This window comes from Streptomyces sp. NBC_01260, from assembly GCF_036226405.1.
In the GTDB taxonomy this organism is placed as follows: Bacteria; Actinomycetota; Actinomycetes; order Streptomycetales; family Streptomycetaceae; genus Streptomyces; species Streptomyces laculatispora.
Genome location: NZ_CP108464.1, coordinates 2,610,724 through 2,634,915, shown reverse-complemented (window position 1 = coordinate 2,634,915; position 24,192 = coordinate 2,610,724). Strand labels below are relative to the sequence as shown.

Below are 24,192 nucleotides of genomic sequence, written 5' to 3'. Positions count from 1 at the left end.
GCCCCGCCCCGGGGCTGTCGGGCTGTCACGGTTTGCGGGCCATCACTCCGTACACACTGACGTCCGCGTCCGTGACGTCGTTGATGCCCCGGTAGCGCGTCCTGTCCAGCTCGTCCAGGCTCGCCACGAACTCCTGGTCGGGGTTGGTGGCCTCGGGCAGATCGGTGACCTGCTCCGGACGCCAGCGGTGCACCGGGACGACGCCGGGGTCGAGCATGTCCAGACCGTTGTCGGTCACGAAACGCTCCACCTGGGCGCGCGAGCGGCGGACCATGGCGAAGCCGCGCTCCTTGAAGGCCTTCGTCACCTGGCCGACCTGCTCGGGGTTGAGATCCGAGCTGACGTTGCTCAGCACGAGATGGCTGCCCGGCGGCAACGCGTCGATGAGCTGCCTGACGATGGGGTAGGCCTCGTCGTCCTCGATGAAGTGGAGGACGGCGGCGAGGACGAGGGTGATGGGGCGGTCGAAGTCGAGGGTGCGGCGGGCTGCTTCGAGGATCCTGGCGGGGTCGCGCAGGTCCGCCTCGATGTAGTCGGTGCTGCCCTGGGGTCCGCTGGTGAGGAGGGCCTGTGCGTGCACGAGGACGACCGGGTCGTTGTCGACGTACACGACCCGCGAATCGGGGGCGATGGCCTGCACGATCTGGTGGACGTTCTGCTGGGTCGGCAGCCCGGTGCCGACATCCAGGAACTGCCGGGTGCCGTTCTCGGCGGCGAGCGTCACAGCGCGCCGCATGAAGTCCCGGTTGTGCCGCACGGTGAGATACCCGCGCGGATTGGCCGCCAGGGCCATGGCCGCGGCCTCGCGGTCGGCCGGGTAGTTGTCCTTGCCACCGAGGAAGACGTCGTAGACGCGGGCCGGGTGCGCCTTCGTGGTGTCTATCCGCTTCCTGAGCTCGGCGGTGGCGGCGGTGGCGTCCAGGGAGCCGGGGGCGGGTGCGGTGGCGTCGGCGCTCATGTGACCGTCCTCTTGAGGATGCTGATGCGTTCAGGTCGCGCTGCTGTGTTCAGGGGGTGCGGCCGGCGGTGTCGCTGACCGCAGGTGATCGACGGTGATCGACTTCAACCTAGACCGGGCACCGGGCCCCGGACGAGACACATCCCGGCCTCCTCAGGTTTCCGTGCACCCCCTCTCCCTCTCCAGGGCTCGTGCGTTTCCGCACACCGTTCGTGGACGGTCACCTCGTGCCCGGCACAGTGCCGCTCACGGCTTCGCGGGTTGTCAGCGCGTCCGGTTAGCCTCTGTGGAGTGTCCTCACACCTCACCGATCCCGAGCAGCTCAAGGAGCTCCTCGGGATCCCCTTCACCCCGGAGCAGACGGCGTGCATCACCGCGCCGCCCGCCCCGCAGGTGATCGTCGCCGGAGCCGGGTCGGGGAAGACCACGGTGATGGCGGCCCGCGTGGTGTGGCTCGTGGGGACCGGACAGGTCGCCCCCGAGCAGGTGCTCGGCCTCACCTTCACCAACAAGGCGGCCGGTGAGCTGGCGGAGCGCGTCCGCAAGGCCCTGGTCGCCGCCGGCGTCACCGACCCGGACGCCATCGACCCGGACAACCCGCCGGGCGAGCCCAGCATCTCCACCTACCACGCGTTCGCCGGCAGGCTCCTGACCGAGCACGGGCTGCGGATCGGGCTCGAACCCACCACCCGCCTCCTCGCCGACGCCACCCGCTTTCAGCTCGCCGCCCGCGTACTGCGCGAGGCCCCCGGCCCGTACCCGGCGCTGACCAGGTCGTTCCCCACCCTGGTCAGCGATCTGCTGGCCCTCGATGCCGAGCTGGCCGAACACCTCGTACGCCCCGGACAGCTCGCGGAGTACGACATCGAACTGCTCCGCACGCTGGAGAGCGCCAAGCTCAGCAACGCCGAACTGCGCAAGATTCCCGAGACCGCCGAGGCCCGCCGCGAGCTGCTCTCCCTGACCCGGCGCTACCGCGAGGCGAAGCGGAGCCGCGACCTCCTCGACTTCGGTGACCAGATCGCGCTCTCCGCGCAGCTCGCCCTCACCCGCCCCGAGGTCGGGGCGGTCCTGCGCGAGGAGTACCGGGTCGTCCTGCTCGACGAGTACCAGGACACCTCCGTCGCCCAGCGGCTCCTGCTCTCCGCCCTCTTCGGCAGCGGCCCCGACGGCATCGCGTCCGGGCACGCGGTCACCGCGGTCGGCGACCCCTGCCAGGCCATCTACGGCTGGCGCGGCGCCTCCGTAGCCAACCTCGACGACTTCCCGAGCCACTTCCCGCAGGCCGACGGCGCCCCCGCGACCCGCTACTCCCTCAGCGAGAACCGCCGCAGCGGCGGCCGCCTCCTCCACCTCGCCAACGGTCTGGCCGAACCGCTGCGCGCCATGCACGAGGGCGTCGAGGCCCTGCGCCCCGCGCCCGGCGCCGAGCGCGACGGCCTCGTCCGCTGCGCCCTGCTGCCCACCCACACCGAGGAGATCGACTGGCTCGCCGACTCGATCGCCCACCTCGTGCGGACCGGCAGGGCACCCGGCGAGATCGCCGTCCTGTGCCGCACCGCGGGCGACTTCCCGGAGATCCAGGCCGCCCTGGTGGCCCGGGACATCCCGGTCGAGGTGGTCGGTCTCTCCGGGCTGCTCCACCTCCCCGAGGTCGCCGACCTCGTCGCGGTCTGCGAGGTACTCCAGGACCCGGGGGCCAACGCGTCCCTGGTCCGGCTGCTCACCGGCCCCCGCTGGCGGATCGGCCCCCGCGACCTGGCACTGCTCGGCCGCCGGGCCCGCCTCCTCGTCCACCGCGCGGCCCATGGCGACGACGACGACTTCGACCCCGACCGACGGCTCGCCGAAGCCGTCGAGGGCGTCGACCCGGCCGAGGTGATCTCGCTGGCCGACGCCCTGGACACCTTCCTCGACTCCGGGGGTGAGCAGGACGACCGCCTGCCGTTCTCCACCGAGGCCCGCATCCGCTTCGCCCGGCTCGCCACCGAACTGCGCGAGCTGCGCCGCTCGCTCGCCGACCCCCTGATGGACGTGCTGCACCGGGTCCTCACCGCCACCGGACTCGAAGTCGAGCTCTCCGCGTCCCCACAGGCCCTGGCCGCCCGCCGCCGTGAGACCCTCGCCAACTTCCTCGACGTCGCGGCCCGCTTCGCCGCTGTCGACGGGGAGGCCACGCTCCTCGCCTTCCTCGGCTTCCTGCGCACCGCCGCGCAGTACGAGAAGGGCCTGGACAACGCGCTGCCCGGCGGCGAGAACACCGTCAAGGTCCTCACCGCCCACAAGTCCAAGGGCCTGGAATGGGACGTCGTCGCCGTGCCGGGCCTGGTCACCGGTCAGTTCCCCAGCGGCCAGTCCCGCGACGCCTGGACCTCCCAGTCCAAGGTCCTCCCGCACGCCCTGCGCGGCGACACGGCCACCCTGCCCGTCATCCACTCCTTCGACGCCAAGGGCCTCAAGGGCTTCAAGGAGGAGATGAAGGAGCACCAGCACACCGAGGAGCTGCGCCTCGGATACGTCACCTTCACCCGGCCCCGCACCCTGCTGCTCGGCTCCGGCCACTGGTGGGGGCCGAGCCAGAAGAAGCCGCGCGGCCCGTCCGGCTTCCTGCACGCGCTGTACGAGCACTGCGCGGCCGGTCACGGCGAGATCGAGGCGTGGGCGGACGAGCCGGCCGAGGACGAGGAGAACCCGGCCCTGGCCGGGGCGGCGGCCGACCACGCCTGGCCGCTGCCCCTGAACGACACCGCGCTGGCCCGTCGCAGGGCCGCCGCTGACACGGTGATGGCCCACCTGAAGGCGCTGGCCGCGGCAGGCCCGGAACCGGAGCGGTACCTGGCCGCGGCGGCCCCGGACGCGTACGACGCGTCGCCCGGAGCGGCGGAGCCGACGCCTCCGCCGGAAGAGCCGCCCCTCGACGACGCACCGTTCCCCGAGGACGACCCCTTCCTGGACGAGGCGCCGTTCCCGGACGACGGGCCGTTCCCGGACGAGCCCCCCGTCCCCGGCGACGGGCTCCCAGCCGCCCCGCACGTCCCCGCAGCCCGCGCGCCCGAGCGGGTCCCCCCGCGTCCCACCCCCGAGGAGTCCCGCACCCTGGCCTCCTGGGACCGCGACCTCGACGCCCTCGCCGGGGAGCTGCGCCGGGCCCGCGCCGGCGTGCGCGACGTCCTCGTACCGGCCTCGCTCTCCGCCACCCAGCTGCTGCGCCTGGCCGACGACCCCGACGGCTTCGCCCAGGAGCTGGCCCGCCCCATGCCCCGCCCTCCGCAGCCGGCCGCCCGCCGCGGCACCCGCTTCCACGCCTGGGTCGAGTCCCGCTTCGAGGAACTGCCGCTGCCCATGCTCGGCCCCGACGAACTACCCGGCGGTGACGAGAGCGATACCGAGATCGCCGACGAACGCGATCTCGCCGAGCTGAAGGAGGCCTTCGAGCGCACCCCGTACGCCCGCCGGACCCCGTACCGCGTCGAGACGCCGTTCCAGATCACCCTGGCCGGCCGGGTGATCCGGGGCCGTATCGACGCGGTGTACCGCACCGGGGACACGTACGAGATCGTCGACTGGAAGACCAGCCGCACCAATACCGCGGACCCCCTCCAGCTCGCCGTCTACCGTCTCGCCTGGGCCGAACTGCACGGTCTGCCGCTCACCGACGTCACGGCCACCTTCCTCTTCGTACGGAGCGGCGAGAGCGTCCGTCCGACCCGCCTCCCGGGCCGCCCGGAGCTGGAGCGCATCCTCCTGGACGAGCCACCTCCTGCGGCCGGATAAGCTGAAGGTCATGAGCGACACCCCGGACAGCGCCGTCCGTACGTACACCGAGCAGCACCGCACCGCCTTCCTCGACGACCTCGCCGAGTGGCTGCGTATCCCGTCCGTATCCGCTCAGCCGGAGCACGACGGGGACGTACGGCGCAGCGCCGAGTGGCTGTCCGCCAAGCTGAAGGAGACCGGCTTCCCGGTCACCGAGGTCTGGGAGACGGACGGGGCGCCCGCCGTGTTCGCCGAGTGGCCGTCCGAGGACCCGGACGCCCCCACGGTCCTCGTGTACGGACACCACGACGTGCAGCCCGCCGCCCGCGAGGACGGCTGGGACACCGACCCGTTCGAGCCGGTGATCCGGGACGGCCGGATGTACGGGCGCGGCGCGGCCGACGACAAGGGCCAGGTGTTCTTCCACACCCTCGGCGTCAAGGCCCACCTCGCCACCACAGGCCGCACCAGCCCCGCCGTGCACCTCAAGCTCCTCGTCGAGGGCGAGGAGGAGTCCGGTTCCCCGCACTTCCGCGCCCTGGTCGAGCAGCAGGCCGTACGCCTCGCCGCCGACGCCGTGATCGTCTCCGACACCGGTATGTGGGACGAGGCGACCCCGACCGTCTGCACCGGCATGCGCGGCCTCGCCGAGTGCGAGATCGAGCTGCACGGCCCCGGCCAGGACATCCACTCCGGATCGTTCGGCGGCGCCGTCCCCAACCCCGCGACCGAGATCGCCCGGCTCGTCGCGGCGCTCCACGACGCGGACGGCCGGGTCGCGGTCCCCGGTTTCTACGACGGCGTGGCCGAACTCACCGCCACCGAACGCGCCCTCTTCGCCGAGCTGCCGTTCGACGAGGCCACCTGGCTGCGCACCGCCAGGTCGCAGGCCGCGTCCGGCGAGGCGGGCTACTCCACGCTGGAGCGGATCTGGGCCCGCCCCACCGCCGAGGTCAACGGCATCGGCGGCGGCTACCAGGGCACCGGAAGCAAGACGGTCATCCCGTCCTCCGCCCTGGTGAAGATCAGCTTCCGCCTGGTCGCGGGCCAGGACCCGGACCGCGTCCAACAGGCCGTGCAGGCCTGGGCCGAGGCACGGATCCCGGCTGGGGTCCGCCACCGGATCACCTTCCTCCCCGCCACCCGCCCCTGCCTCACCCCGCTGGACCACCCCGCCCTGCAGGCCGTGGCCCGCGCCATGGGGCGGGCCTTCGGCCAGAAGATCCTCTTCACCCGCGAAGGAGGCTCGGGACCCGCCGCCGACCTGCAGGACGTCCTCGGCGCACCCGTCCTCTTCCTGGGCATCTCCGTACCGTCCGACGGCTGGCACGCCCCCAACGAGAAGGTCGAACTCGACCTGCTGCTCAAAGGCGTGGAGACCACCGCCCACCTCTGGGGCGAACTGGCAGCCGCACTCCGCTGAATCTCTGAACACCCGATCCATCCCGGGGGAGTAGGAAGCACCTGTGAGCACCTTCGACAACGCCACCGCAGACCGGCCCATCGGTCTGACCGCGCCCAGCGGCATCGACCGCGCCGCGCACCACCGCCTCGACGAGGCCTGGCTGGCCGCCGCGTGGAGCCACCCGACGACCCGGGTCTTCGTCGTCTCCGGCGGCCAGGTGCTGATCGACGACACCGCCGACGGCACCGAACTCGTGATGACCCCCGCCTTCGAGGCGCCCGTCACCGAGACCCACCGCTACTTCCTCGGCACCGACGAGGGCGGAGTCAGCTACTTCGCCCTCCAGAAGGACTCGCTGCCGGGCCGCATGGACCAGTCGGCCCGTCCCGCGGGCCTGCGCGAGGCGGGCCTGCTCCTCGGCGCCCGCGACGCCGGTCTGATGGTGCACGCGGTGGCGCTGGAGAACTGGCAACGGCTGCACCGCTTCTGCTCGCGCTGTGGCGAACGCACGGTGATCGCGGCGGCCGGACACATTCGCCGCTGCCAGGCCTGCGGCGCGGAGCACTACCCGCGTACCGACCCCGCCGTCATCATGCTGGTCACCGACGACCAGGACCGCGCCCTGCTGGGCCGCCAGGTCCACTGGCCCGAGGGCCGCTTCTCCACCCTGGCCGGTTTCGTCGAGCCGGGCGAATCGATCGAACAGTCCGTGGCGCGCGAGGTGTTCGAGGAAGCGGGCATCACGGTCGGCGAGGTGGAGTACATCGCCAGCCAGCCCTGGCCCTTCCCGTCCAGCCTGATGCTCGGCTTCATGGCACGGGCGACGACGTACGAGATCAACGTCGACGGCGAGGAGATCGAGGAGGCGCGCTGGTTCTCCCGCGAGGAGCTGACCGCCGCCTTCGAGTCGGGCGAGATCCTGCCCCCGTTCGGCATCTCGATCGCGGCCCGGCTGATCGAGATCTGGTACGGGAAGCCCCTACCGAAGCCGGTCCGCGCGAGCTGACCCGGCCCGGCGCCCGGGACGCCTCGACGCGGCGACCGCCGCCGTCCCGGAGCGGCTGGACGATCCCCTTCCTCGCGCACTCCATATAACAGAGCCTCGAACAGCCCGGCCCGCTGGCCGACACCCTCAGCACCACCCTCAAGACGCACCCTCAGTACCACCCCCAAGACACAGCACCGCCCCCTCCGGTGGTCTCGACCGGAGGGGGCGGTGCGCGCCGAGTGTCAGGCCGCGAGGGACTGCTTCACCTGGGCCAGGCTCGGGTTCGTCATGACGACGTTCTCACCACCGCCGGCGGGAGTGACCAGAACTGTGGGGACCGTCTGGTTCCCGCCATTCGCCTTCTCGACGAAGGCCGCCGACTCCGGGTCGTGCTCGATGTTGATCTCGGTGTACGCGATGCCCTCGCGGTCCATCTGGCTCTTGAGCCGACGGCAGTATCCGCACCACGTGGTGCTGTACATCGTCACAGTGCCCGGCATGTCTTCGGCTCCTTGGTCTCATCGGTCTCGGCAATCCCGCCACATCCCGTCTCGGTCTCTTCCGTCACACGGACAAGCCGGGACGCGCGTTGCCGCACGACAGGGAAACGTACGTGACCTGGCCACCATTCCCGGCGCCGGTCCCGATTAATACGACGGATGCGGCACCCCTGTGGACAACTTCGGCGTCCGCCCCTTTCGACCTGGCAGCATGGCGGGGTGACATCAGCAACGCATTCCACCCTCTTCCCCCAGGTCCCCGACTCCGCCGACGCCGTCCTCGACGGGCTCGACCCCGAGCAGCGCGAGGTCGCCATGGCCCTGCAGGGCCCGGTATGCGTGCTGGCCGGAGCCGGTACGGGCAAGACGCGGGCCATCACGCACCGCATCGCCTACGGGGTGCGCGCCGGGATAATCCAGCCGACGAGTGTGCTTGCCGTCACGTTCACCAACCGGGCCGCAGGCGAGATGCGGGGACGGTTGCGCCAGCTCGGAGCCGGCGGGGTGCAGGCGCGGACCTTCCACTCCGCGGCCCTTCGCCAGCTCCAGTACTTCTGGCCGAAAGCAGTCGGTGGCGATCTGCCCCGGCTGCTGGAGCGCAAGGTCCAGCTGGTGGCCGAGGCGGCGGCCCGCTGCGGTATCCGGCTCGACCGCAACGAGCTGCGCGATGTCACGAGCGAGATCGAGTGGGCCAAGGTCACCCAGACCGTGCCCGCCGACTATCCGGCCGTGGTCGCCAAGTCCCAGCGGGACGCCCCGCGCGATCCCGCGGAGATCTCACAGGTCTACGCGATGTACGAGCAGCTCAAGCGGGACCGCACGGTGATCGACTTCGAGGACGTGCTGCTCCTGACCGTCGGCATCCTTCAGGACCGGCACGACATCGCCGACCATGTGCGCCGTCAGTACCAGCACTTCGTCGTCGACGAGTACCAGGACGTCAGCCCGCTCCAGCAGCGGCTGCTCGACCTCTGGCTCGGCGACCGGGACAACCTCTGCGTCGTCGGTGACGCCAGCCAGACGATCTACTCCTTCACCGGAGCCACCCCCGACCACCTGCTGAACTTCCGCACCCGTCACCCCCGGGCCACCGTCGTCAAGCTCGTCCGGGACTACCGCTCCACGCCCCAGGTGGTCCACCTGGCCAACGGGCTGCTCGGCCAGGCCCGCGGCAGGGCCGCCGAGCACCGGCTCGAACTGGTCTCGCAGCGCGAGCGCGGCCCCGAGCCCGCCTACACGGAGTACGCGGACGAGCCCGCCGAGGCCGAGGGCACCGCCCGCCGCATCCGCGACCTGATCGCCGCGGGCGTCCCGGCGGGCGAGATCGCCGTGCTCTACCGGGTCAACTCCCAGTCCGAGGTCTACGAGCAGGCCCTGGCCGACGCGGGGGTGCCGTACCAGCTGCGGGGCGCGGAGCGGTTCTTCGAGCGCGCGGAGGTGCGGGAGGCGGGCGTCGCTCTGCGCGGCGCGGCCCGTGCGGGGGGCAACGACTCCCTGCTGGACGATGCGCAGGGGCTGCCCGCCGAGGTCCGCGCGGTGCTCTCCACCAAGGGCTGGCGGAGCGAGCCGCCCACCGGGTCCGGGGCGGTGCGCGACCGCTGGGAGTCCCTGGCCGCACTGGTCAGGCTCGCCGAGGACTTCGAACAGGCCAGACCGGGCGCGACCCTCTCCGACCTGGTCGCCGAGCTGGACGAGCGGGCCGCGGCCCAGCACGCCCCCACGGTCCAGGGAGTCACCCTGGCCTCGCTGCACTCGGCGAAGGGCCTGGAGTGGGATGCCGTGTTCCTGGTCGGACTGACCGAGGGCATGATGCCGATCACCTACGCCAAGACGGACGAGCAGATCGAGGAGGAGCGCCGGCTGCTGTACGTCGGCGTCACCCGGGCTTGCTTCCACCTCTCGCTGTCGTGGTCGCTGGCCCGCTCGCCCGGCGGCCGGGCCGGCCGCCGTCCCAGCCGTTTCCTGAACGGGCTGCGTCCCGGCTCGGCGGCGCCGGGCTCCAGGGGCGCGGCAGGCGGCAGCGGCGGCATCGAGCGCCCGGTGGCGGCCCGGCGCAAGCGGCGCGGGCCCGCGCTGTGCAGGGTGTGCGGCAGGACCCTCACCGACGCCGGTGAGATGAAGCTGATGCGCTGCGACGACTGCCCGTCCGACATGGACGAGGCGTTGTACGAGCGGCTGCGCGACTGGCGCGCGGTGCGGGCGCAGGAGATCAGCCAGCCCGCCTACTGCGTGTTCACCGACAAGACGCTGATGGCCATCGCGGAGGCGGTGCCCGGCAGCGAGGGCGAACTGGCTGGGATCCCTGGGGTCGGCGCGCGGAAGCTGGGCCGGTTCGGCGCCGCCGTGCTGGACATCTGCGCAGGTGGGGACGGGGTGGAGGAGCCCGCGGAGGCCGACGAGGAGATGTGAGAAAAACTCGTCGCAAAAATAGTTTGCGCCCGCCCCAGTCGTCACCATAGGTTCTTAACCACGGGAACAGCGACTTCTCTGAAGCCCTGATCCTGTGCTGTACTTATCCAAATACGTAGGACCGGCTATGCCGGTCCCCCCGAGACGCCGAGAGGAGGCGATTGAAGTGATCAGCATCATCGAGACCAACAAAATGACCGATCTCTCGGTCGTCTCCGCCTGCTCGCTCGGCCTCGCCTGCTCTTCGACGTCTTCCCTGCGTGGCACCGGTATGTCCGGCATTTCCGCCGTCAGCCCGCTGTCCCTGGTGAGCCTTCCCGAGCGGGAGCGTAATGAGCGACCGATCCAGGCACCGGCAGCAGCAGTAGTGAAGGGACAGGCCCAGGCCTATGCCTTTGCGGCCGTCGGTGCGGGAGCGGAAGCCGGAGCCAAGAAGCAGACGACGCACCACCACACGATGTGGGCCTTCCGTGGGCCTGAACCCTGGAGAGATCCAGCCTGATCGACCATCAGGCCGGCGCCTTCAGGGCCGCGGAACCCCACTCGGGATCCGCGGCCCTTTTGTTTTGTCCGAACGGACGAGACAGCTCGAAGGGGCCTCGGGACAAGCAACACCTGGTACCAGCCGCCCCCGGCCAACAGGCCGGAAACGACCAGACGAGGACACCACCACCGTGCAACTCGAAGCGCACGCCCCGTCCGTACCGCCTTCCGAAACGATCCCCCCGCCCGGCCTCACGGAGGACTCCACCTTGACCCCGCTCACTGCGCTCACCGCGCTCGACGACGCCATCGAGAACCTCGGCGTGCCCGTCCCCTGCCGCTCCTACGACCCCGAGGTCTTCTTCGCCGAGTCCCCGGCCGACGTCGAGCACGCCAAGTCCCTCTGCCGCACCTGCCCGCTCGTCGAGGCATGTCTCGCCGGCGCCAAGGAGCGCCGCGAGCCGTGGGGTGTCTGGGGTGGCGAGCTCTTCATCCAGGGCGTCGTCGTTGCTCGCAAGCGGCCGCGTGGCCGTCCGCGCAAGAACCCGGTCGCGGCGTGATCGCCGACCTGGGGGTTCTGGCCCCCAAACCCATGAAGCGCATCGGAACCATCGACCGTCCCCAGACCCACGACCCCCGAAACCAGGAACCAATGACCATCCCCACGAGGGAGCCCGTCGGCTCCGCGACACCGGACGTCACCATCATCGGCGCGAACGACTCGCGTCAGAACAGGACCCGTGAGATGCAACTCATCCCAGAAGCCCTGGCTCGTGCTCATATGCACGACCGCCTGCGGGAAGCCGACGCGGAACGTCAGGCCATGCGCCTGATCAACGCGCGGCGGATGCAGCGCCGGGCCGAGCGCGCTTCGATGCGTGCCCGGCGTGCGCTGGCCATGGCGGTCATGCACTGAGCCGAGCAGGACCGAACACCAGCAGTACCGATCACCAGCAGTACCGAATATCAGCAGGACCGCCGCGGGGCAGCCGCTCTCTGACCCGCAGCAAGCAGTACCCAGCACCCACATCACCACCCCTGCCTCGGGGCCGGCCCACTCGGACCGGCCCCGAGGCCGTCCTGTGTGGTGCCGTGCCGGACCGCGGTGGTGGAGTTATCGTCACGAGGTGGACGAGGAGACGCAGCGCCCCGAAACGGCGGGCACCGAGGGCGTCGTATGTGCCCTGTGCGGTACCGGAGCCGGGAGCGACAAGGCACCGCCGACCTGGATCTGTTCCGTGGAGAACGGCAGCCGCAGCTACTTCTGTGACAACTGCGCCCGCACCCACATCAGGGCCATCGAGAGCCGCCTCGACTCCGCCTGGTGGTGACCCGACCGGCCGCTACTTGACCTCCGCGCCGGCCGCGGCGCCCTCCACGGGCTCGTCCACCGCGTCGAACCCGTCCACCGATTCTTCCGCCGCCTCGAACTCGGCCGGAGCATCCTCGGGCCATTCCTCCTCGGCCTGCTCCTCCGCTTCCTGCTCTTCCCGCTCTTCCTGCGGCAGGAACCCCGGCAGCCAGGATTCGAGCTCCTCGCGCAGCCGGACCGTCGCGCCGAGCTGGCACAGCACCCCTATCGTGCTCAACGTCACGCGGTGTATCAGCAGATAGGCGGGCGGCAGATTCAGCTGCTTGCCCAGCTGGTGGGCGGGGGAGCGCGGATCAGCTATCCGGGCGGCCTGATTGCGCATCCAGCTCCGGCTGAAGGCGAACTCCTCCACCAGCGCCGGTTCGATGATCGGCCGGAGGTAGTCGAGCACCGCGTCCGGTGCGAGGTCGATCGAATCCTTGACGAAGCCCTCCTCGCGCAGCAGCTCGTACACCGCGTCCGCGTCGTCCTGGAGCGTCAGCCGCAACGAGTCCCCGATGGTCTGCGGCAGCCCACCCGGCAGCCGGTCCACCGTCCCGAAGTCGAGGACACCGAGCCGCCACTGAGCCGCCCCGGTGCAGTCGGCGCCGCCGGTGTCCGCCGTGCCGGCCGGGTCCGGGGGCAGCAGCCGGAAATTGCCCGGGTGCGGGTCGGCGTGGAGCAGCCCGGTGCGCGCGGGGCCGGAGAAGAGGAACCGGGCCAGCAGCTGTCCCGCCCGGTCCCGCTGCTCCGCGGTTCCGCCGGCGATCACATCGGCCAGCGGCACACCGTCGATCCACTCCGTGACCAGCACCTGGTCGGACTGGTGGACCACACCCGGGACCACGACATCGGGATCGTCCGCGAACTCCTCGGCGTGCTCCCGCTGGGACTGCGCCTCCTGCTCGTAGTCCAGTTCTTCCGACACCCGGTCGCGCAACTCCGTGATCAGCGGCTTGATGTCCATGCCGGGAATCAGCGGGCCGAGCAGCCGGGCGAACCGGCTGAGCTGGGTCAGGTCGGAGAGCAGCGCCTCCCCGGCACCCGGGTACTGCACCTTCACCGCCACGTCCCGCCCGTCGTGCCACACCGCCCGGTGTACCTGCCCGATCGAGGCGGCGGCCGACGGCTTGTCCTCGAACGCCAGGAACAGCTCCCGCCAGTCCTCACCGAGCCGCTCGGCCAGCACCGCGTGGACCGTGCTGTCCGGCATCGGAGGCGCGGCCTCCTGGAGTTTGGTGAGGGCCGCGCGGTAGGGGCCGGCGACCTCCTCGGGCAGGGCGGACTCGAAGACGGACAGGGCCTGTCCGAGCTTCATGGCCCCGCCCTTCAACTCGCCGAGGACCTTGAAGAGCTGGTCGGCGGTGCGCTGCTGTACCTCGCGGGCGACCAGCTCCGCGGACTTCCCGCCGATGCGCTTGCCCAGCCCCCAGGTGGCGCGGCCCGCGAACCCCAAAGGCAGCGCGGCCAGCTTGGCGGTTCGGGTGACCGCCTTCCGGGGAAGATCAGACATATGCCCCTCCAAATCCCAGACTGCCGCGCTGCGTGCGGCGGCTACCCGGCCATTGTGTCGTGCGCCGTGCCGGCCCCGGAGGTGCGCACCCCTTCAGTGTGCCCACCCGCTCCACAGGAACAGTCGAGGTGCGCCCGGATCTGCTCCGACCGCCAGTCCAACAGCGGCAGCGCGGCCTCCCATCGGGCCCCGGTGCAGGCGGGCAGTTCTCCGTCGAGGAAGGCCAGCGCGTGTGCGGCCGCCAGACCCGCGACCGCGGTCGCCAGGCCCAGGTCACAGGCCTGCACGGCGGTGCGCCGCCCGGACTGCCACTGCGCCAGCATCCGTGGCCACTGAGGGTCCCGGTCCCGCCGGTGCAGATCCAGGCAACCCGCGCACGCCGTGCCTCCGGGCAGCACCAGGGGCCCGACGAATCCGGTGGCCTCGATCACCCCGGCGTAGAGATGGGGTGTGCCGGAGGCGATCCACGGCTCGGCGGTGCCCGGATCGGGGACGTAGGCGGACAGGCTCTCGCGAGGGGCGACCACGATCAGGGACAGGCCGGGCTCGCCGCTCGCGGGCCGGCCCGACGACTGTGCCGCCCGAGGTGCCGGACCGGGGGCCGAGCGCCGGACCAGTTGCCGGGCCGCGGTGTCCCGGCGCTCTCCGGCCGCCGAGGGCGGCAGGCCCCCGGGCGAGACGTCGCACTGCTCGGCGCATCCGCCGTCCAGAACCTCGACGTACCCCACCCCGGATCCGGACAGCACCGCGGCGATGGCCGCACCCACCCGGCCGGCTCCCCGTACCTGGACGCGCATGGAGCGGCGGGCGGCCAGCCGGCGCATCCCGCCGCCTGGCTCGGGATGCACGACGGAGAGAGACGCCAGGTCCGGCCGGTGACGCTCCATGACTTCCGCCCGGTTCCGTAGCGCATCGGCTTCCGGTCCGCCGGCCCGCACATCGTCGATGAGCCCCGCGTCCAGCAACCGCGCGACGAGTGTGTCCACTTGGTGTTCGGTGAGATCCAGCGCCCTGGCCTCTTCGCGCAACAGCGGCATCCCGCGTGTTCCGTCGAGGAGCCCCAGGAAACAGCCTGTCGCGATATCCATCGGGCCGACCTTCACCGCATGTGCGGGCGTCACGCCGAATTGGACGGTGCCGCGGCCGCGCCATGCGCGGCGCAGTGCGGGCTTCAACATCGGATGCACGGCTTCCCCCGGTCTGTGTGGCTGCGTGAGATCCATTGCCAGAATGCAACGGGCCGCGGAAGCGGGTGGAAAGTTATCCACAGGCGGGGGTGTTAGTCGTTCAAATGGTGGACGCCGTGGGGTGGATCATGTGTGAACCGTTCAGGAGACGGGACTTCCCCCACTGGCAGCGGGTAACGTCGTGCCGTGCCCGCCGACCCGCCACCCGGTTTCGCCGGGGAGACCCCCGCGCACAGCGCCGGAATTCATCAGCGCAGCGCGGCAGACCGCCCGCCCCGCGGCTCGGCGACGAGCGCGGTCGAGGTCCGCAGGAGCTCCCGCCGCAGCAGAACGGTCTCCGCGTACCGGGAGGGTGACCGCACGATTGTGCTGATTCCCGCCCGGATGTCGGAGGCCGAGGAGCAGCGCTGGGTGAGTGTGATGCTCGACAAGCTGGCCGCCCAGGAGAGCAGACGCATTCTCGGCGACAGCGAACTCGCCGAGCGGGCGGAGCGATTGTCCGCGCAGTATCTCCAGGGCAGGGCCAGACCCGTCTCGGTGCGGTGGGTGACCAATCAGAACACCCGGTGGGGTTCCTGCACCCCCGCCGAGGGCAGCATCCGCCTGTCGCACCGGCTGCAGGGCATGCCGGAGTACGTCGTCGACTACGTGCTCGTCCACGAGCTGGCCCATCTCCTGGTGCCCGGACACGGTCCGCGGTTCTGGCGGCTCCTGGACGCCTACCCCCGTACGGAGCGGGCCCGCGGCTATCTCGAAGGGGTGGTGGCGGCCGACCGGCTGCCGCACCTGCCCGCCGCCCGCGGCGAGTGACGTTCGGCGATTCTGTACCGGGTCTGTACCGGCTTGGCCCGTGGCCGGACTTTGCGGTTAGCCTGACGCGACGCATTTAGCTTCCGGATGGGGGACGGTCGTTACGCATGGCCAGGGAATTCCAACGCGGCCACAAGGCCAAGATCAGCGATCTCACGCCGGGGACGGACCTGTACGTAGGTGTGCAGATCGCCGGCCCGGGACTGACCTTTGACATCAGCTGCTTCGGCCTCGATGCCAATGAGCAGCTCTCCGACGACCGGTATTTCATCTTCTTCAATCAGCCGAAATCGCCCGAGGAGTCCATTCAGCTCCTCGGCGCCCAGGCCGGTGACACCGAGTCGTTCCGCGTGACTCTGGACCGCATTCCGGCGAGCATCCACAAGCTGTCGTTCACCGCCACGCTGGACGGCGCCGGACAGATGGCACAGGTCGGCCCCGGATACATCCGGATCGTCGCGGGTGGCGAAGAAGTCGTCAGGTACTCCTTCACCGGCTCGGAGTTCACCACCGAACGCGCGGTGATGCTGGGTGACTTCTACCTCAAGGACGTCTGGCGGTTCGCCGCCGTCGGCCAGGGCTTCGACGGCGGCCTCGACGCGCTGCTGAAGAACTTCGGAGGCGAGGTCGCCGAGGAGGCGCCCGCCGCTCCGGAGCCGCAGTCCGCCGTCCCGTCGTTCGCCCCTCCCGCCCAGGCGTCGGCGCCCGCCCCGTCGTTCGGCGCCCCGGCCGCACCGCAGGTCCCGCAGCCCGCGCCGTCCTTCGGCGGACCGGCAGCGTCCGCGCCGGTGCCCACTCCGCAGCAGCAGATGCATGCCGCGCCCACCATCGTGGCGCCGTTGGCCCCGCAGGGCGGCGTCGTGCCCCCGCCGCCCCCGCCGCCGCCCGCACCCGCTCCGTACGGCCAGCCGGGGCAGCCGCCCCAGCAGCCGCAGTTCGGGCAGGTCCCGGGACAGCCGCCCGCACCCTACGGGCAGCAGGCTCCCGGCCCGTACGGACAGCCGGCTCCCGCCCCGTACGGACAGCAGCCCCCCGGCATGCCGCAGGGTGTGCCGCAAGGGGCGCCGCAGACCGGGGCAGGTCTCCTGGCCGCGCTCCAGCCGTACAAGGAGACGGCCACCGGCCAGCGCTGGACCGCGCAGAACCAGCAGCTCATGCGTGTCGACCTCACCAACGGCGGCGGGGGAGTGCTGGCCAGGCAGGGCAGCATGGTGATGTACCAGGGCAAGGTCGACTTCGGCTACAAGGGCGCAGGTTTCGCCGGCCGGATCGTCGGCAACGCCACGGGGCAGGAAATGCAGCTGATGCGCTGTACCGGCCGGGGGCAGGTCTTCCTCGCCGAGGACGGCTCCCATCTGCACGCCGTCGAGCTCCAGGGCGACGGCATCTGCGTCTCCGCGGAGAACGTCCTCGCCTTCGACGAGTCGCTGCAGCACGAGGTCCGCAGGATCGAGGGCCACGGCATCCCCGGAGGCGCCCTGTTCACCATGCAGTTCCAGGGCACCGGCACCGTCGTCGTCAAGACCCACGGTGTGCCGGTCGTCCTGCCGGTCACCCCGACCACCTTCGCCGACTGCAACGCCGTGGTGGCGTGGTCGTCGGCGTCCCAGGTGATCGTCTCCAGCCAGGTCCGGCTGCGCCGCAACGCCTACCCCGGACACAGCGGAGAGACCGTGAACCTCCAGTTCCGGGGCGCACCCGGCAACTTCATCGTCGTCCAGCCCTACGAGGTCTGAGGGAGCCCGTCATGAATCAGCAACTCGCGGGCTACGCCCCGACCCCCGTCACGGCCCGGATGGAGAACCACGGCCATTCGATGCTGAAGGTCGCCATGGCCACCGGCCAGGACCTGTACGCGCGCACCGGCTCGATGGTGGCGTACGAGGGCTTCATCCAGTACGAGCCCAACCCGCCCGCCGTCCGCCAGATCGCCTCGCAGTGGATCACCGGCGAGGGCACGCCCCTGATGAAGTGCGCCGGCGACGGACTGCTCTACCTCGCCGACTACGGCGCGGATGTGGTCGTCATCAATCTCAACAACGACTCCCTCTCGGTCAACGGCACCAATGTCCTCGCCTTCGACGGCCATCTCACCTGGGGCGTCGAACGGGTCAAGGGGCTGGCCAAGTTCGCCGGCCAGGGGCTGTGGAACGTCTGCATCTCCGGCACCGGCTGGGTCGCCATCACCTCCCGCGGCACGCCGATCGTCGTCGACTGCGGGCGTGGCGAGGACGAGACGTACGTCGACCCGGACGCCCTGGTGGCGTGGTCCCCGAACCTGAAGGTGAAGGGCAAGCGCAGCTTCAAGGCCTCCTCTCTCATAGGGCGGGGCAGCGGAGAGGCGTTCCAGATGGCCTTCTCCGGCCAGGGGATCGTCGTCGTCCAGCCGAGCGAGGACAGTACCGACCGCCTGCGGGTCCGGAACTGACGGGGGGAGAACACACCATGCAGAGTTCGCTTTTCAGCTACACGGAACAGCAGTCCCAGGACCGGTACGCGGTTCAGAACCCGCAGCTCCTGCGGGTCTCGCTGACCGGCCACGACGACGTCCTCGCCCGCAAGGGGGCCATGGTCGCGTACCAGGGGCTGATGGAGTTCGACGGCGAGTACCAGTCGCACGGACAGCGCCGGGCCCGCGCGAGCACCGGTGAGGGCCTCGACCTGATGCGCTGCTCCGGGCAGGGCACCGTCTATCTCGCCAACCTGGCGCAGTACGTCCACGTGGTGGATGTCGACCGCGACGGCATGACGGTGGACAGCGCCTATGTCCTGGCGCTCGACTCGTCGCTCCACACCGAGGTCATCGCGGTGGACAGCCAGTACGGCATCTCGGGTACCGGCAAGTACCAGCTCAACATCTCCGGCAGCGGCAAGGTCGCTCTGATGACTTCCGGCCAGCCGCTGATGATGCAGGTCACGCCCGACAAATACGTCAACGCCGACGCGGACGCCGTCGTCGCCTGGTCCAGCTCCCTGCGCGTGCAGATGCAGGCCCAGACGCACTCCTCGGGTGTCATGCGCCGACGCGGCAACACCGGCGAGGGCTGGGAGCTCAGCTTCCTCGGGCAGGGCTTCGCCCTGGTCCAGCCGAGCGAGGTGCTGCCGCCGCAGGGCGCCCAGATCGGCCAGGGGATGGCTGCCCAGTTCGGCATGGGCCAGCAGGGGGTTCACGCCCAGAACCAGAACAACGCCTGGAACTGAGCCACGGCACACCGACCCGGCGCAGACCGGGCGGCCGGGTGCGGTGAGTGCGGTGGGCGGACGGGTAAGGGGCGGCCTCTCAGGAGGCCGCCCCTTACCCGTGCTGTCGTCGTTCCCGTTACCGGACGCCGTCCAGTGCCGCCCGCGTACGTTCCACCAGACGCACCACCGAGGAGTCGGCGACCCCGGCGACCTCGTCGTAGGTGAACCAGCGCAGGTCCAGCGATTCGTCACTGATCCGCTCCGTCGAACCCGACGGTGCCAGTGCCGCGTACTGGACGTCCAGATGCCAGTTGCAGGGCGCCGGGATCAGGTGGCGGTCCAGGGTGACCGGGCCGCTCGCCAGCAGCGTCAGACCGGCGATGCCGGACTCCTCCGCGGCCTCGCGCAGCGCCGCCCCGGCCAGCGTGGCGTCCCCGGGCTCGCAGTGACCGCCCATCTGCAGCCACATCCGCAGCTTCCGGTGCAGCGTGAGCAGCACCTTGCCGCGCTCCGGGTCCACGACCAGCGCGCTGGCTGTCAGGTGCCCGGTCCCGCAGGCCTTCCACATACCGTCGGGATGCAGCGCCAGATGGTCCAGATAGGCCCGGCGCAACTCTTCCTGGGCGTCGCCCGCACCGCTCCCGTAGCTCTTCAGTACGAGAACGGCGTCGTCGTGCAGGCTCACTTGTCGGTGTCGTCCTTGCTGTCGCCGTCGGCGCCGTCCGCACCGTTGCTGCCCTTGTCGTCGGCTTCGTCCGGGCCGGGCCCGGCCTTGCCGTCGGTGCCGGCCGCGGGCTTCTGCGGCCCGTTCGCGGCCTCGCCGAGCATCTTGTCCAGCTCGGAGAAGTCCAGCTGCTCGTGGTGCACGAACCCGTCCGGGTCGTCCAGGTCGTGGGCGGTCGGGAGCATGTCGGGGTGCTCCCACAGCGCGTCGCGTCCGTCGAGACCCCGTGCGTCCGTGAGCGAGGCCCACAGCCGCGAGGCGTCACGCAGCCGCCGCGGACGCAGCTGGAGACCGATCAGCGTGGCGAACGTCTGCTCGGCGGGACCGCCGGACGCGCGGCGCCTGCGCATCGTCTCGCGGAGCGCGTCCGCCGAGGTCAGCCGGGACTTCGAGGCCTCGTGCACCACGGCGTCCACCCAGCCCTCGACCAGCGCGAGCGCCGTCTCCAGCCGGGCCAGGGCGGCTTTCTGCTCCGGGGTGTCCTCCGGCTGGAACATGCCCTGCTGAAGAGCTTCCTGCAGCTGCTCGGGCTGCGACGGGTCGAACTGGCCGACCACGTCCTCCAGCTTGCTGGTGTCGACCTTGATGCCGCGCGCATAGCCCTCCACGGCACCGAACAGATGCGAGCGCAGCCACGGCACGTGGGCGAAGAGCCGCTGGTGAGCGGCCTCGCGCAGCGCCAGGTACAGCCGCACCTCGTCCTGCGGCACGCTCAGGTCCTTGCCGAACCGCTCGACGTTCAGCGGAAGCAGCGCGGCCTTGCCGGCCGGGCCCAGCGGCAGCCCGATATCGGTCGAGCCGACGACCTCGCCCGCCAGCACACCGACGGCCTGCCCGATCTGCTGGCCGAACATCGCGCCGCCCATCGACCGCATCATGCCGATCAGCGGGCCGGCCATCGCCTGCATCTCCTCGGGCAGCACATCGCCCATGGCGAGGCCGACACGCTCGGCCACCGGGTCGACCAGCTTCTGCCACGCGGGGAGGGACGCCTCGACCCACTCCGCACGGCTCCAGGCCACGGTCGAGACCGAACCGGACGGCAGCGACGTCGCGCCGTCCAGCCAGATGTCCGCCAGCCGCAGCGCCTCGTCGACCGCGGCTCGCTCGGACGGACCGACGCTCGCGTCCTTGGTGCCGTCCGCATTGCCCTGCGAGACGGTCTGGCGGGCGATCTGCTTGGCCATGTCCCAGTTCACGGGACCGCCCTCGTAGCTCAGCATCTGGCCGAGCTGCTGGAAGGCGGCACCCAGGTCGTTCGGGTTCATCGAACCGAACATCGCGGCGAACGGGTTGTCACCGCCCGCACCGGGGCCGAAGCCGAGCGGGTTCGCCGGACCGCCCGAACCCTGCCCACCTCCGGTGGGGTCCTTCTTCTTGCCATGGTCGCCGTCGTCCGGCTCCTCCGGCGGAAGGCCGAATCCGAATGGGGTGTCACTCACGGGTTTCCTCGGCTCGTAGGGCCGCCGGATCGAACCGACGGCGACTGCCCGACATCACCATCCAGCGTAGACACCAAGTCCGCTCAGGGCCTCAGTGCTCCGTCGGCTCCCGGCCTGCGGCAGGATGGACGCCACCTGGTACGTACGCGTCATTCGGGTACGTACTGAAGACAACCGCTGGAGACGCCCGGTGAGTTCCCCAGATCCTCAGGTTCGCGCAGCGCGAAACCTGGCCGACCCTCTGCCCGAGAACAAGACTGTCCCGAGCCGCTCCAGAAGCCGTGGCCCCGTCGTGGCCGTCACCGGAGCCGCGACGGGTGTGGGCGAGCTGCTCGCGGCCCGGCTCGCGGCCTCCGAGGAGATCAAGCAGGTCATCGCCATCGACGAACGCCGCGGGGAGGTCTCCGAGGCGACCTGGCACGTCCTCGACGTCCGTGACCCGGCCATCGCGGAGAAGCTGCGAGGCGCGGACGTCGTGGTGCACCTGGCGCTCGATCTCGACCTGGAGACCGATCCCGCCGCCCGCACCGCCTACAACGTGCGCGGCACCCAGACCGTGCTGACCGCCGCAGCGGCCGTCGGCGTCCACCGGGTCGTGCTGTGCACCTCCGCGATGGTCTACGGCGCACTGCCCGACAACGACATCCCGCTGGCCGAGGACGCCGAACTGCGGGCCACCGCGGAGGCGACCGGCGTCGGCGACCTGCTGGAGATCGAACGGCTCGGCCGCCGCGCACCCCGCGCCCACCCCGGACTCCACGTCACCGTGGTCCGTCCCACGGTGCTCGTCGGCGGCACCGACACGGCACTGACCCGTTACTTCGAGTCACCGCGCCTCCTCGTTGTCGCCGGATCGCGTCCCACCTGGCAGTTCTGCCATGTCGACGACCTGGTCACGGCGCTGGAGTACGCGGCGCTGGAGAAGATCGACGGAGAGTTCGCGGTCGGCTGCGACGGCTGGCTCGAACAGGAGGAGGTCGAGGAGATCAGCGGCGTCCGCCGGATGGAGCTGCCCTCCGCCGTCGCGCTCGGCGCCGCCGCCCGGCTGCACCGGATCGGCCTCACCCCGTCCCCGGCGGGCGATCTGGCGTACACGATGCACCCCTGGGTGGTGAGTGTGAGCCGGCTGCACGACGCGGGCTGGCGCCCGAGCTGGACCAACGAGGAGGTGCTCGCCGCGCTCCTCGAAGAGGTGGAGGGACGGCACACCGTCGCCGGCCGCCGGCTCGGCCGCAAGGACGCCACCGCGGCCGGTGCCGCCGGTGCGACCGTGGCCCTGCTCGGTACTGCTGCCCTGGTGCGACGCGCCCGCAAGGCGCGCCGCCGTATCTAGTACCGCTGCCGGGAAGGATGCCGAGCACGGGACGGCGTCTGTAGGAGGCTCCAAGGGGGACTGCGGCCCACCAGCGGAAAGCGCTATTCCGTGATGCCGGCGCGGTACGGCACGATGGCTGGCATGGCATCCACGCACGACCACCCCGGCGAGCAGACGGCACAGGACCCCATCCGGCTGCTGGAGATCCGCGACACGCCGCTGTCGGTGGACGAGATCTTCCGTGCCGTCGGCGACGACGCCGCCGGCGGCACCGCACTCTTCGTCGGCACCGTGCGCAATCACGACGGCGGCCAGGACGTGGGGGCGCTCGGCTATTCGTGCCACCCCTCGGCGCGGGACGAGATGCGCCGGGTGGCGGAGAAGGTCGTCGCCGCCTTCCCGGTCCGGGCGCTGGCCGCTGTCCACCGAGTGGGTGAACTGGAGGTGGGCGACCTCGCCGTGGTCGTGGCGGTATCCTGCCCGCACCGCGCAGAGGCCTTCGAGGCCTGCCGCAAGCTCATCGACGACCTCAAGCGCGAGGTTCCGATCTGGAAGCACCAGCGCTTTTCGGACGGCACGGAGGAGTGGGTCGGCGCCTGCTGAGCGCAAACCGGTCGGGCGGAAATCTGCCCCGATTTGCGTAACCGCACCCCTGCCGTGAGCGTTGGCTCTGCAGATGGTTAATCTGCTGATCGGTCAGTTGCGGTTGCTCATGGTGCAGGGAGGTCGTCATGGCAGCACTCGCCTGGTTGTTGATTCCGCTTTTTGCTGCGATCGGCGCAGCGATATGGGGAAGCTGGGCCGCCCGTAATCGCACGACCGGCGATGGCACCGAGCTCGCCGGCTATGCCCGGTTCCGTGAAGCGATGGAGAAGTCGCACTCCGGTTCGGAACCGGTCGAGCAGATATCGAACGTCTGACGCCGCGACGAACGTACGCGGTCGCCAATCCGCACCACGGCACCGCCCGCCGAGACTCTCCGGCGCACCCCTCGCGCCCTCGCCCCGGCCCCGTACGGACCGGCCCCGGCGGTGCACAGACGGACGCTTCCCGTACTGTCGTTCCATGCCACGCCGCACCGCGACGATGCTCGCCTCCACCCTGGTTCTGATCGCGCTGCTCTGCGCAGGTGTGCTGATCAAAGTGCCGTACGCGGAGATGTCCCCCGGGCCGACCGTGAACACGCTCGGCGAGGTCGACGGCGACCCGGTCCTGCAGATCACCGGGCGCAAGACGTACAAGACGTCCGGCCATCTCAACATGACGACGGTCAGGGTGACCGGCGCCGACTACAACATGAACCTCGTGGAGGCCGTCTACGGGTGGCTGGGGCACGACAGCCTCGTCGTACCGCACGACACGCTCTACCCGGACGGCAAGACCGAGCAGCAGTCGACGCAGGAGAACGCCGAGGAGTTCAGCCAGTCCCAGGAGAGCGCCAAGGTCGCGGCCCTCACCGAACTGGGCATTCCGGTGTCGTCACGGGTCGTGGTCTCCACGGTCATCAAGGACAGCCCCTCACAGGGCAAGCTGCACGCCGGCGACGTGATCAAGGCCGTCGACGGTACGGCGGTCAAGCAGCCCGAGGACGTCGCGAAGCTCGTCACCCGGCACAAGCCCGGCCAGGACGTCACCTTCACGGTCATCCCGGCCAAGACCGCGGCGGCGGCCGAGAAGGCCGGCAAGGAGCCCGAGGGCACCGAGAAGATCACCCTCACCACCGAGAAGGCCCCCAAGGAGAACCGCGCGATCGTCGGTATCCAGGCGGGGACGGACCACACCTTCCCGTTCGAGATCAACATCAAGCTCGCCGACGTGGGCGGCCCGAGCGCCGGTCTGATGTTCTCCCTCGGCATCGTCGACAAGCTCACCCCGGGACAGCTGACGGGCGGCAAGTTCGTCGCGGGCACCGGGACGATCGACGACAAGGGCAAGGTCGGCCCGATCGGCGGCATCAACATGAAGCTGGTCGGCGCGCGCAACGCCGGCGCGCGGTACTTCCTGACCCCGACCGACAACTGCAAGTCGGCCGCCTCCGACACCCCCGACGGCCTCACCCTGGTGCGGGTCAAGACGATCGACGACGCCAAGAAGTCGCTGGAGAAGATCCGCTCGGGGGACACGGCCGGCCTGCCGAGCTGCTCGACAGGCTGACCGCGTCCCCGCAC

General features: G+C 70.9%; 22 protein-coding genes. 16 read left to right on the top strand and 6 right to left on the bottom strand.

The features are described from left to right. Positions 1-25 precede the first annotated feature (25 nt). Positions 26-958: an SAM-dependent methyltransferase gene (locus OG322_RS11270; RefSeq protein ID WP_123461512.1), complete on the bottom strand. Its 933-nt coding sequence runs from the start codon at positions 956-958 to the stop codon at positions 26-28. Between the two features lie 291 nt (positions 959-1,249). Here OG322_RS11270 and OG322_RS11265 point away from each other — a divergent pair, with 291 nt between their 5' ends. Genes OG322_RS11265 through nudC form a run of 3 tightly spaced genes read left to right on the top strand, consistent with a single transcriptional unit; the run spans position 1,250 to position 7,125 of the window. Continuing rightward, positions 1,250-4,732 carry a UvrD-helicase domain-containing protein gene (locus OG322_RS11265; protein ID WP_329306373.1) on the top strand — a complete coding sequence of 1,161 codons (3,483 nt, stop codon included), beginning with the start codon at positions 1,250-1,252 and terminating at the stop codon, positions 4,730-4,732. 10 nt (positions 4,733-4,742) lie between these two features. Beyond that, positions 4,743-6,137: a dipeptidase gene (locus OG322_RS11260; protein WP_329306372.1), complete on the top strand. Its 1,395-nt coding sequence runs from the start codon at positions 4,743-4,745 to the stop codon at positions 6,135-6,137. A 43-nt stretch (positions 6,138-6,180) separates the two neighbouring features. Further along, positions 6,181-7,125 (top strand): NAD(+) diphosphatase, encoded by a 945-nt coding sequence (gene nudC / locus OG322_RS11255; protein WP_123461515.1) that lies wholly within the window; start codon positions 6,181-6,183, stop codon positions 7,123-7,125. A 224-nt stretch (positions 7,126-7,349) separates the two neighbouring features. Here the strand turns inward: nudC and OG322_RS11250 are convergent, their stop codons facing one another. Then, complete coding sequence (locus tag OG322_RS11250) at positions 7,350-7,607, bottom strand: mycoredoxin (protein ID WP_123461516.1); 258 nt, start codon at positions 7,605-7,607, stop codon at positions 7,350-7,352. Between the two features lie 219 nt (positions 7,608-7,826). Between OG322_RS11250 and OG322_RS11245 the strand changes: the two genes are divergently transcribed. The 5 genes from OG322_RS11245 (at position 7,827) to OG322_RS11225 (ending at position 11,830) form a co-directional block, all read left to right on the top strand. Then, entirely contained in the window at positions 7,827-10,016 is a 2,190-nt protein-coding gene (locus OG322_RS11245; protein ID WP_329306371.1) for an ATP-dependent DNA helicase UvrD2, read from the top strand. A 166-nt stretch (positions 10,017-10,182) separates the two neighbouring features. Further along, complete coding sequence (locus tag OG322_RS11240; RefSeq protein ID WP_123461518.1) at positions 10,183-10,518, top strand: hypothetical protein; 336 nt, start codon at positions 10,183-10,185, stop codon at positions 10,516-10,518. A gap of 172 nt (positions 10,519-10,690) precedes the next feature. Then, positions 10,691-11,059, top strand: a complete 369-nt coding sequence (locus tag OG322_RS11235) for a WhiB family transcriptional regulator (RefSeq protein WP_123461519.1) — start codon at positions 10,691-10,693, stop codon at positions 11,057-11,059. A 32-nt stretch (positions 11,060-11,091) separates the two neighbouring features. After that, positions 11,092-11,415, top strand: coding sequence for a hypothetical protein (locus tag OG322_RS11230; RefSeq protein WP_123462456.1), 324 nt, complete (start codon positions 11,092-11,094; stop codon positions 11,413-11,415). A 211-nt stretch (positions 11,416-11,626) separates the two neighbouring features. Beyond that, positions 11,627-11,830, top strand: a complete 204-nt coding sequence (locus OG322_RS11225; protein ID WP_123461520.1) for a hypothetical protein — start codon at positions 11,627-11,629, stop codon at positions 11,828-11,830. 12 nt (positions 11,831-11,842) lie between these two features. Here the strand turns inward: OG322_RS11225 and OG322_RS11220 are convergent, their stop codons facing one another. After that, a complete protein-coding gene (locus tag OG322_RS11220) occupies positions 11,843-13,363 on the bottom strand; it encodes an ABC1 kinase family protein (protein ID WP_266410994.1) in 1,521 nt (506 codons plus the stop codon). A gap of 41 nt (positions 13,364-13,404) precedes the next feature. Then, positions 13,405-14,550: a ThiF family adenylyltransferase gene (locus tag OG322_RS11215; RefSeq protein WP_124284988.1), complete on the bottom strand. Its 1,146-nt coding sequence runs from the start codon at positions 14,548-14,550 to the stop codon at positions 13,405-13,407. 186 nt (positions 14,551-14,736) lie between these two features. On the opposite strand from OG322_RS11215, the gene OG322_RS11210 reads away from it, so the two are divergent. From OG322_RS11210 to OG322_RS11195, 4 genes are all read left to right on the top strand, one after another. Beyond that, a complete protein-coding gene (locus OG322_RS11210; protein ID WP_123461523.1) occupies positions 14,737-15,360 on the top strand; it encodes a M48 metallopeptidase family protein in 624 nt (207 codons plus the stop codon). 107 nt (positions 15,361-15,467) lie between these two features. Further along, entirely contained in the window at positions 15,468-17,096 is a 1,629-nt protein-coding gene (locus OG322_RS11205; protein WP_329306370.1) for a TerD family protein, read from the top strand. A gap of 11 nt (positions 17,097-17,107) precedes the next feature. Continuing rightward, complete coding sequence (locus tag OG322_RS11200; protein ID WP_123461525.1) at positions 17,108-17,788, top strand: AIM24 family protein; 681 nt, start codon at positions 17,108-17,110, stop codon at positions 17,786-17,788. 17 nt (positions 17,789-17,805) lie between these two features. Further along, positions 17,806-18,561: an AIM24 family protein gene (locus OG322_RS11195; RefSeq protein ID WP_124284990.1), complete on the top strand. Its 756-nt coding sequence runs from the start codon at positions 17,806-17,808 to the stop codon at positions 18,559-18,561. Positions 18,562-18,679: 118 nt separating this feature from the next. On the opposite strand, the gene OG322_RS11190 is transcribed toward OG322_RS11195, so the two are convergent. Both OG322_RS11190 and OG322_RS11185 read right to left on the bottom strand, forming a co-directional pair. Then, positions 18,680-19,228: an NUDIX hydrolase gene (locus OG322_RS11190; protein WP_329306369.1), complete on the bottom strand. Its 549-nt coding sequence runs from the start codon at positions 19,226-19,228 to the stop codon at positions 18,680-18,682. Continuing rightward, positions 19,225-20,709, bottom strand: a complete 1,485-nt coding sequence (locus OG322_RS11185; protein ID WP_329306368.1) for a zinc-dependent metalloprotease — start codon at positions 20,707-20,709, stop codon at positions 19,225-19,227. Before OG322_RS11185 ends, OG322_RS11190 begins: the two co-directional genes overlap by 4 nt. Positions 20,710-20,899: 190 nt before the next feature. On the opposite strand from OG322_RS11185, the gene OG322_RS11180 reads away from it, so the two are divergent. The 4 genes from OG322_RS11180 to OG322_RS11165 all read left to right on the top strand — a co-directional run bounded on the left by OG322_RS11180 (position 20,900) and on the right by OG322_RS11165 (position 24,178). Beyond that, a complete protein-coding gene (locus tag OG322_RS11180; RefSeq protein ID WP_124284992.1) occupies positions 20,900-22,042 on the top strand; it encodes an SDR family oxidoreductase in 1,143 nt (380 codons plus the stop codon). A gap of 123 nt (positions 22,043-22,165) precedes the next feature. Next, on the top strand, positions 22,166-22,627 hold the full coding sequence (locus tag OG322_RS11175) for a molybdenum cofactor biosynthesis protein MoaE (RefSeq protein ID WP_123462458.1): 462 nt from the start codon (positions 22,166-22,168) through the stop codon (positions 22,625-22,627). A gap of 128 nt (positions 22,628-22,755) precedes the next feature. Next, a complete protein-coding gene (locus OG322_RS11170) occupies positions 22,756-22,944 on the top strand; it encodes a hypothetical protein (protein WP_123461530.1) in 189 nt (62 codons plus the stop codon). A 145-nt stretch (positions 22,945-23,089) separates the two neighbouring features. Then, a complete protein-coding gene (locus tag OG322_RS11165; RefSeq protein WP_123461531.1) occupies positions 23,090-24,178 on the top strand; it encodes a YlbL family protein in 1,089 nt (362 codons plus the stop codon). The last annotated feature ends 14 nt before the right edge of the window (positions 24,179-24,192 follow it).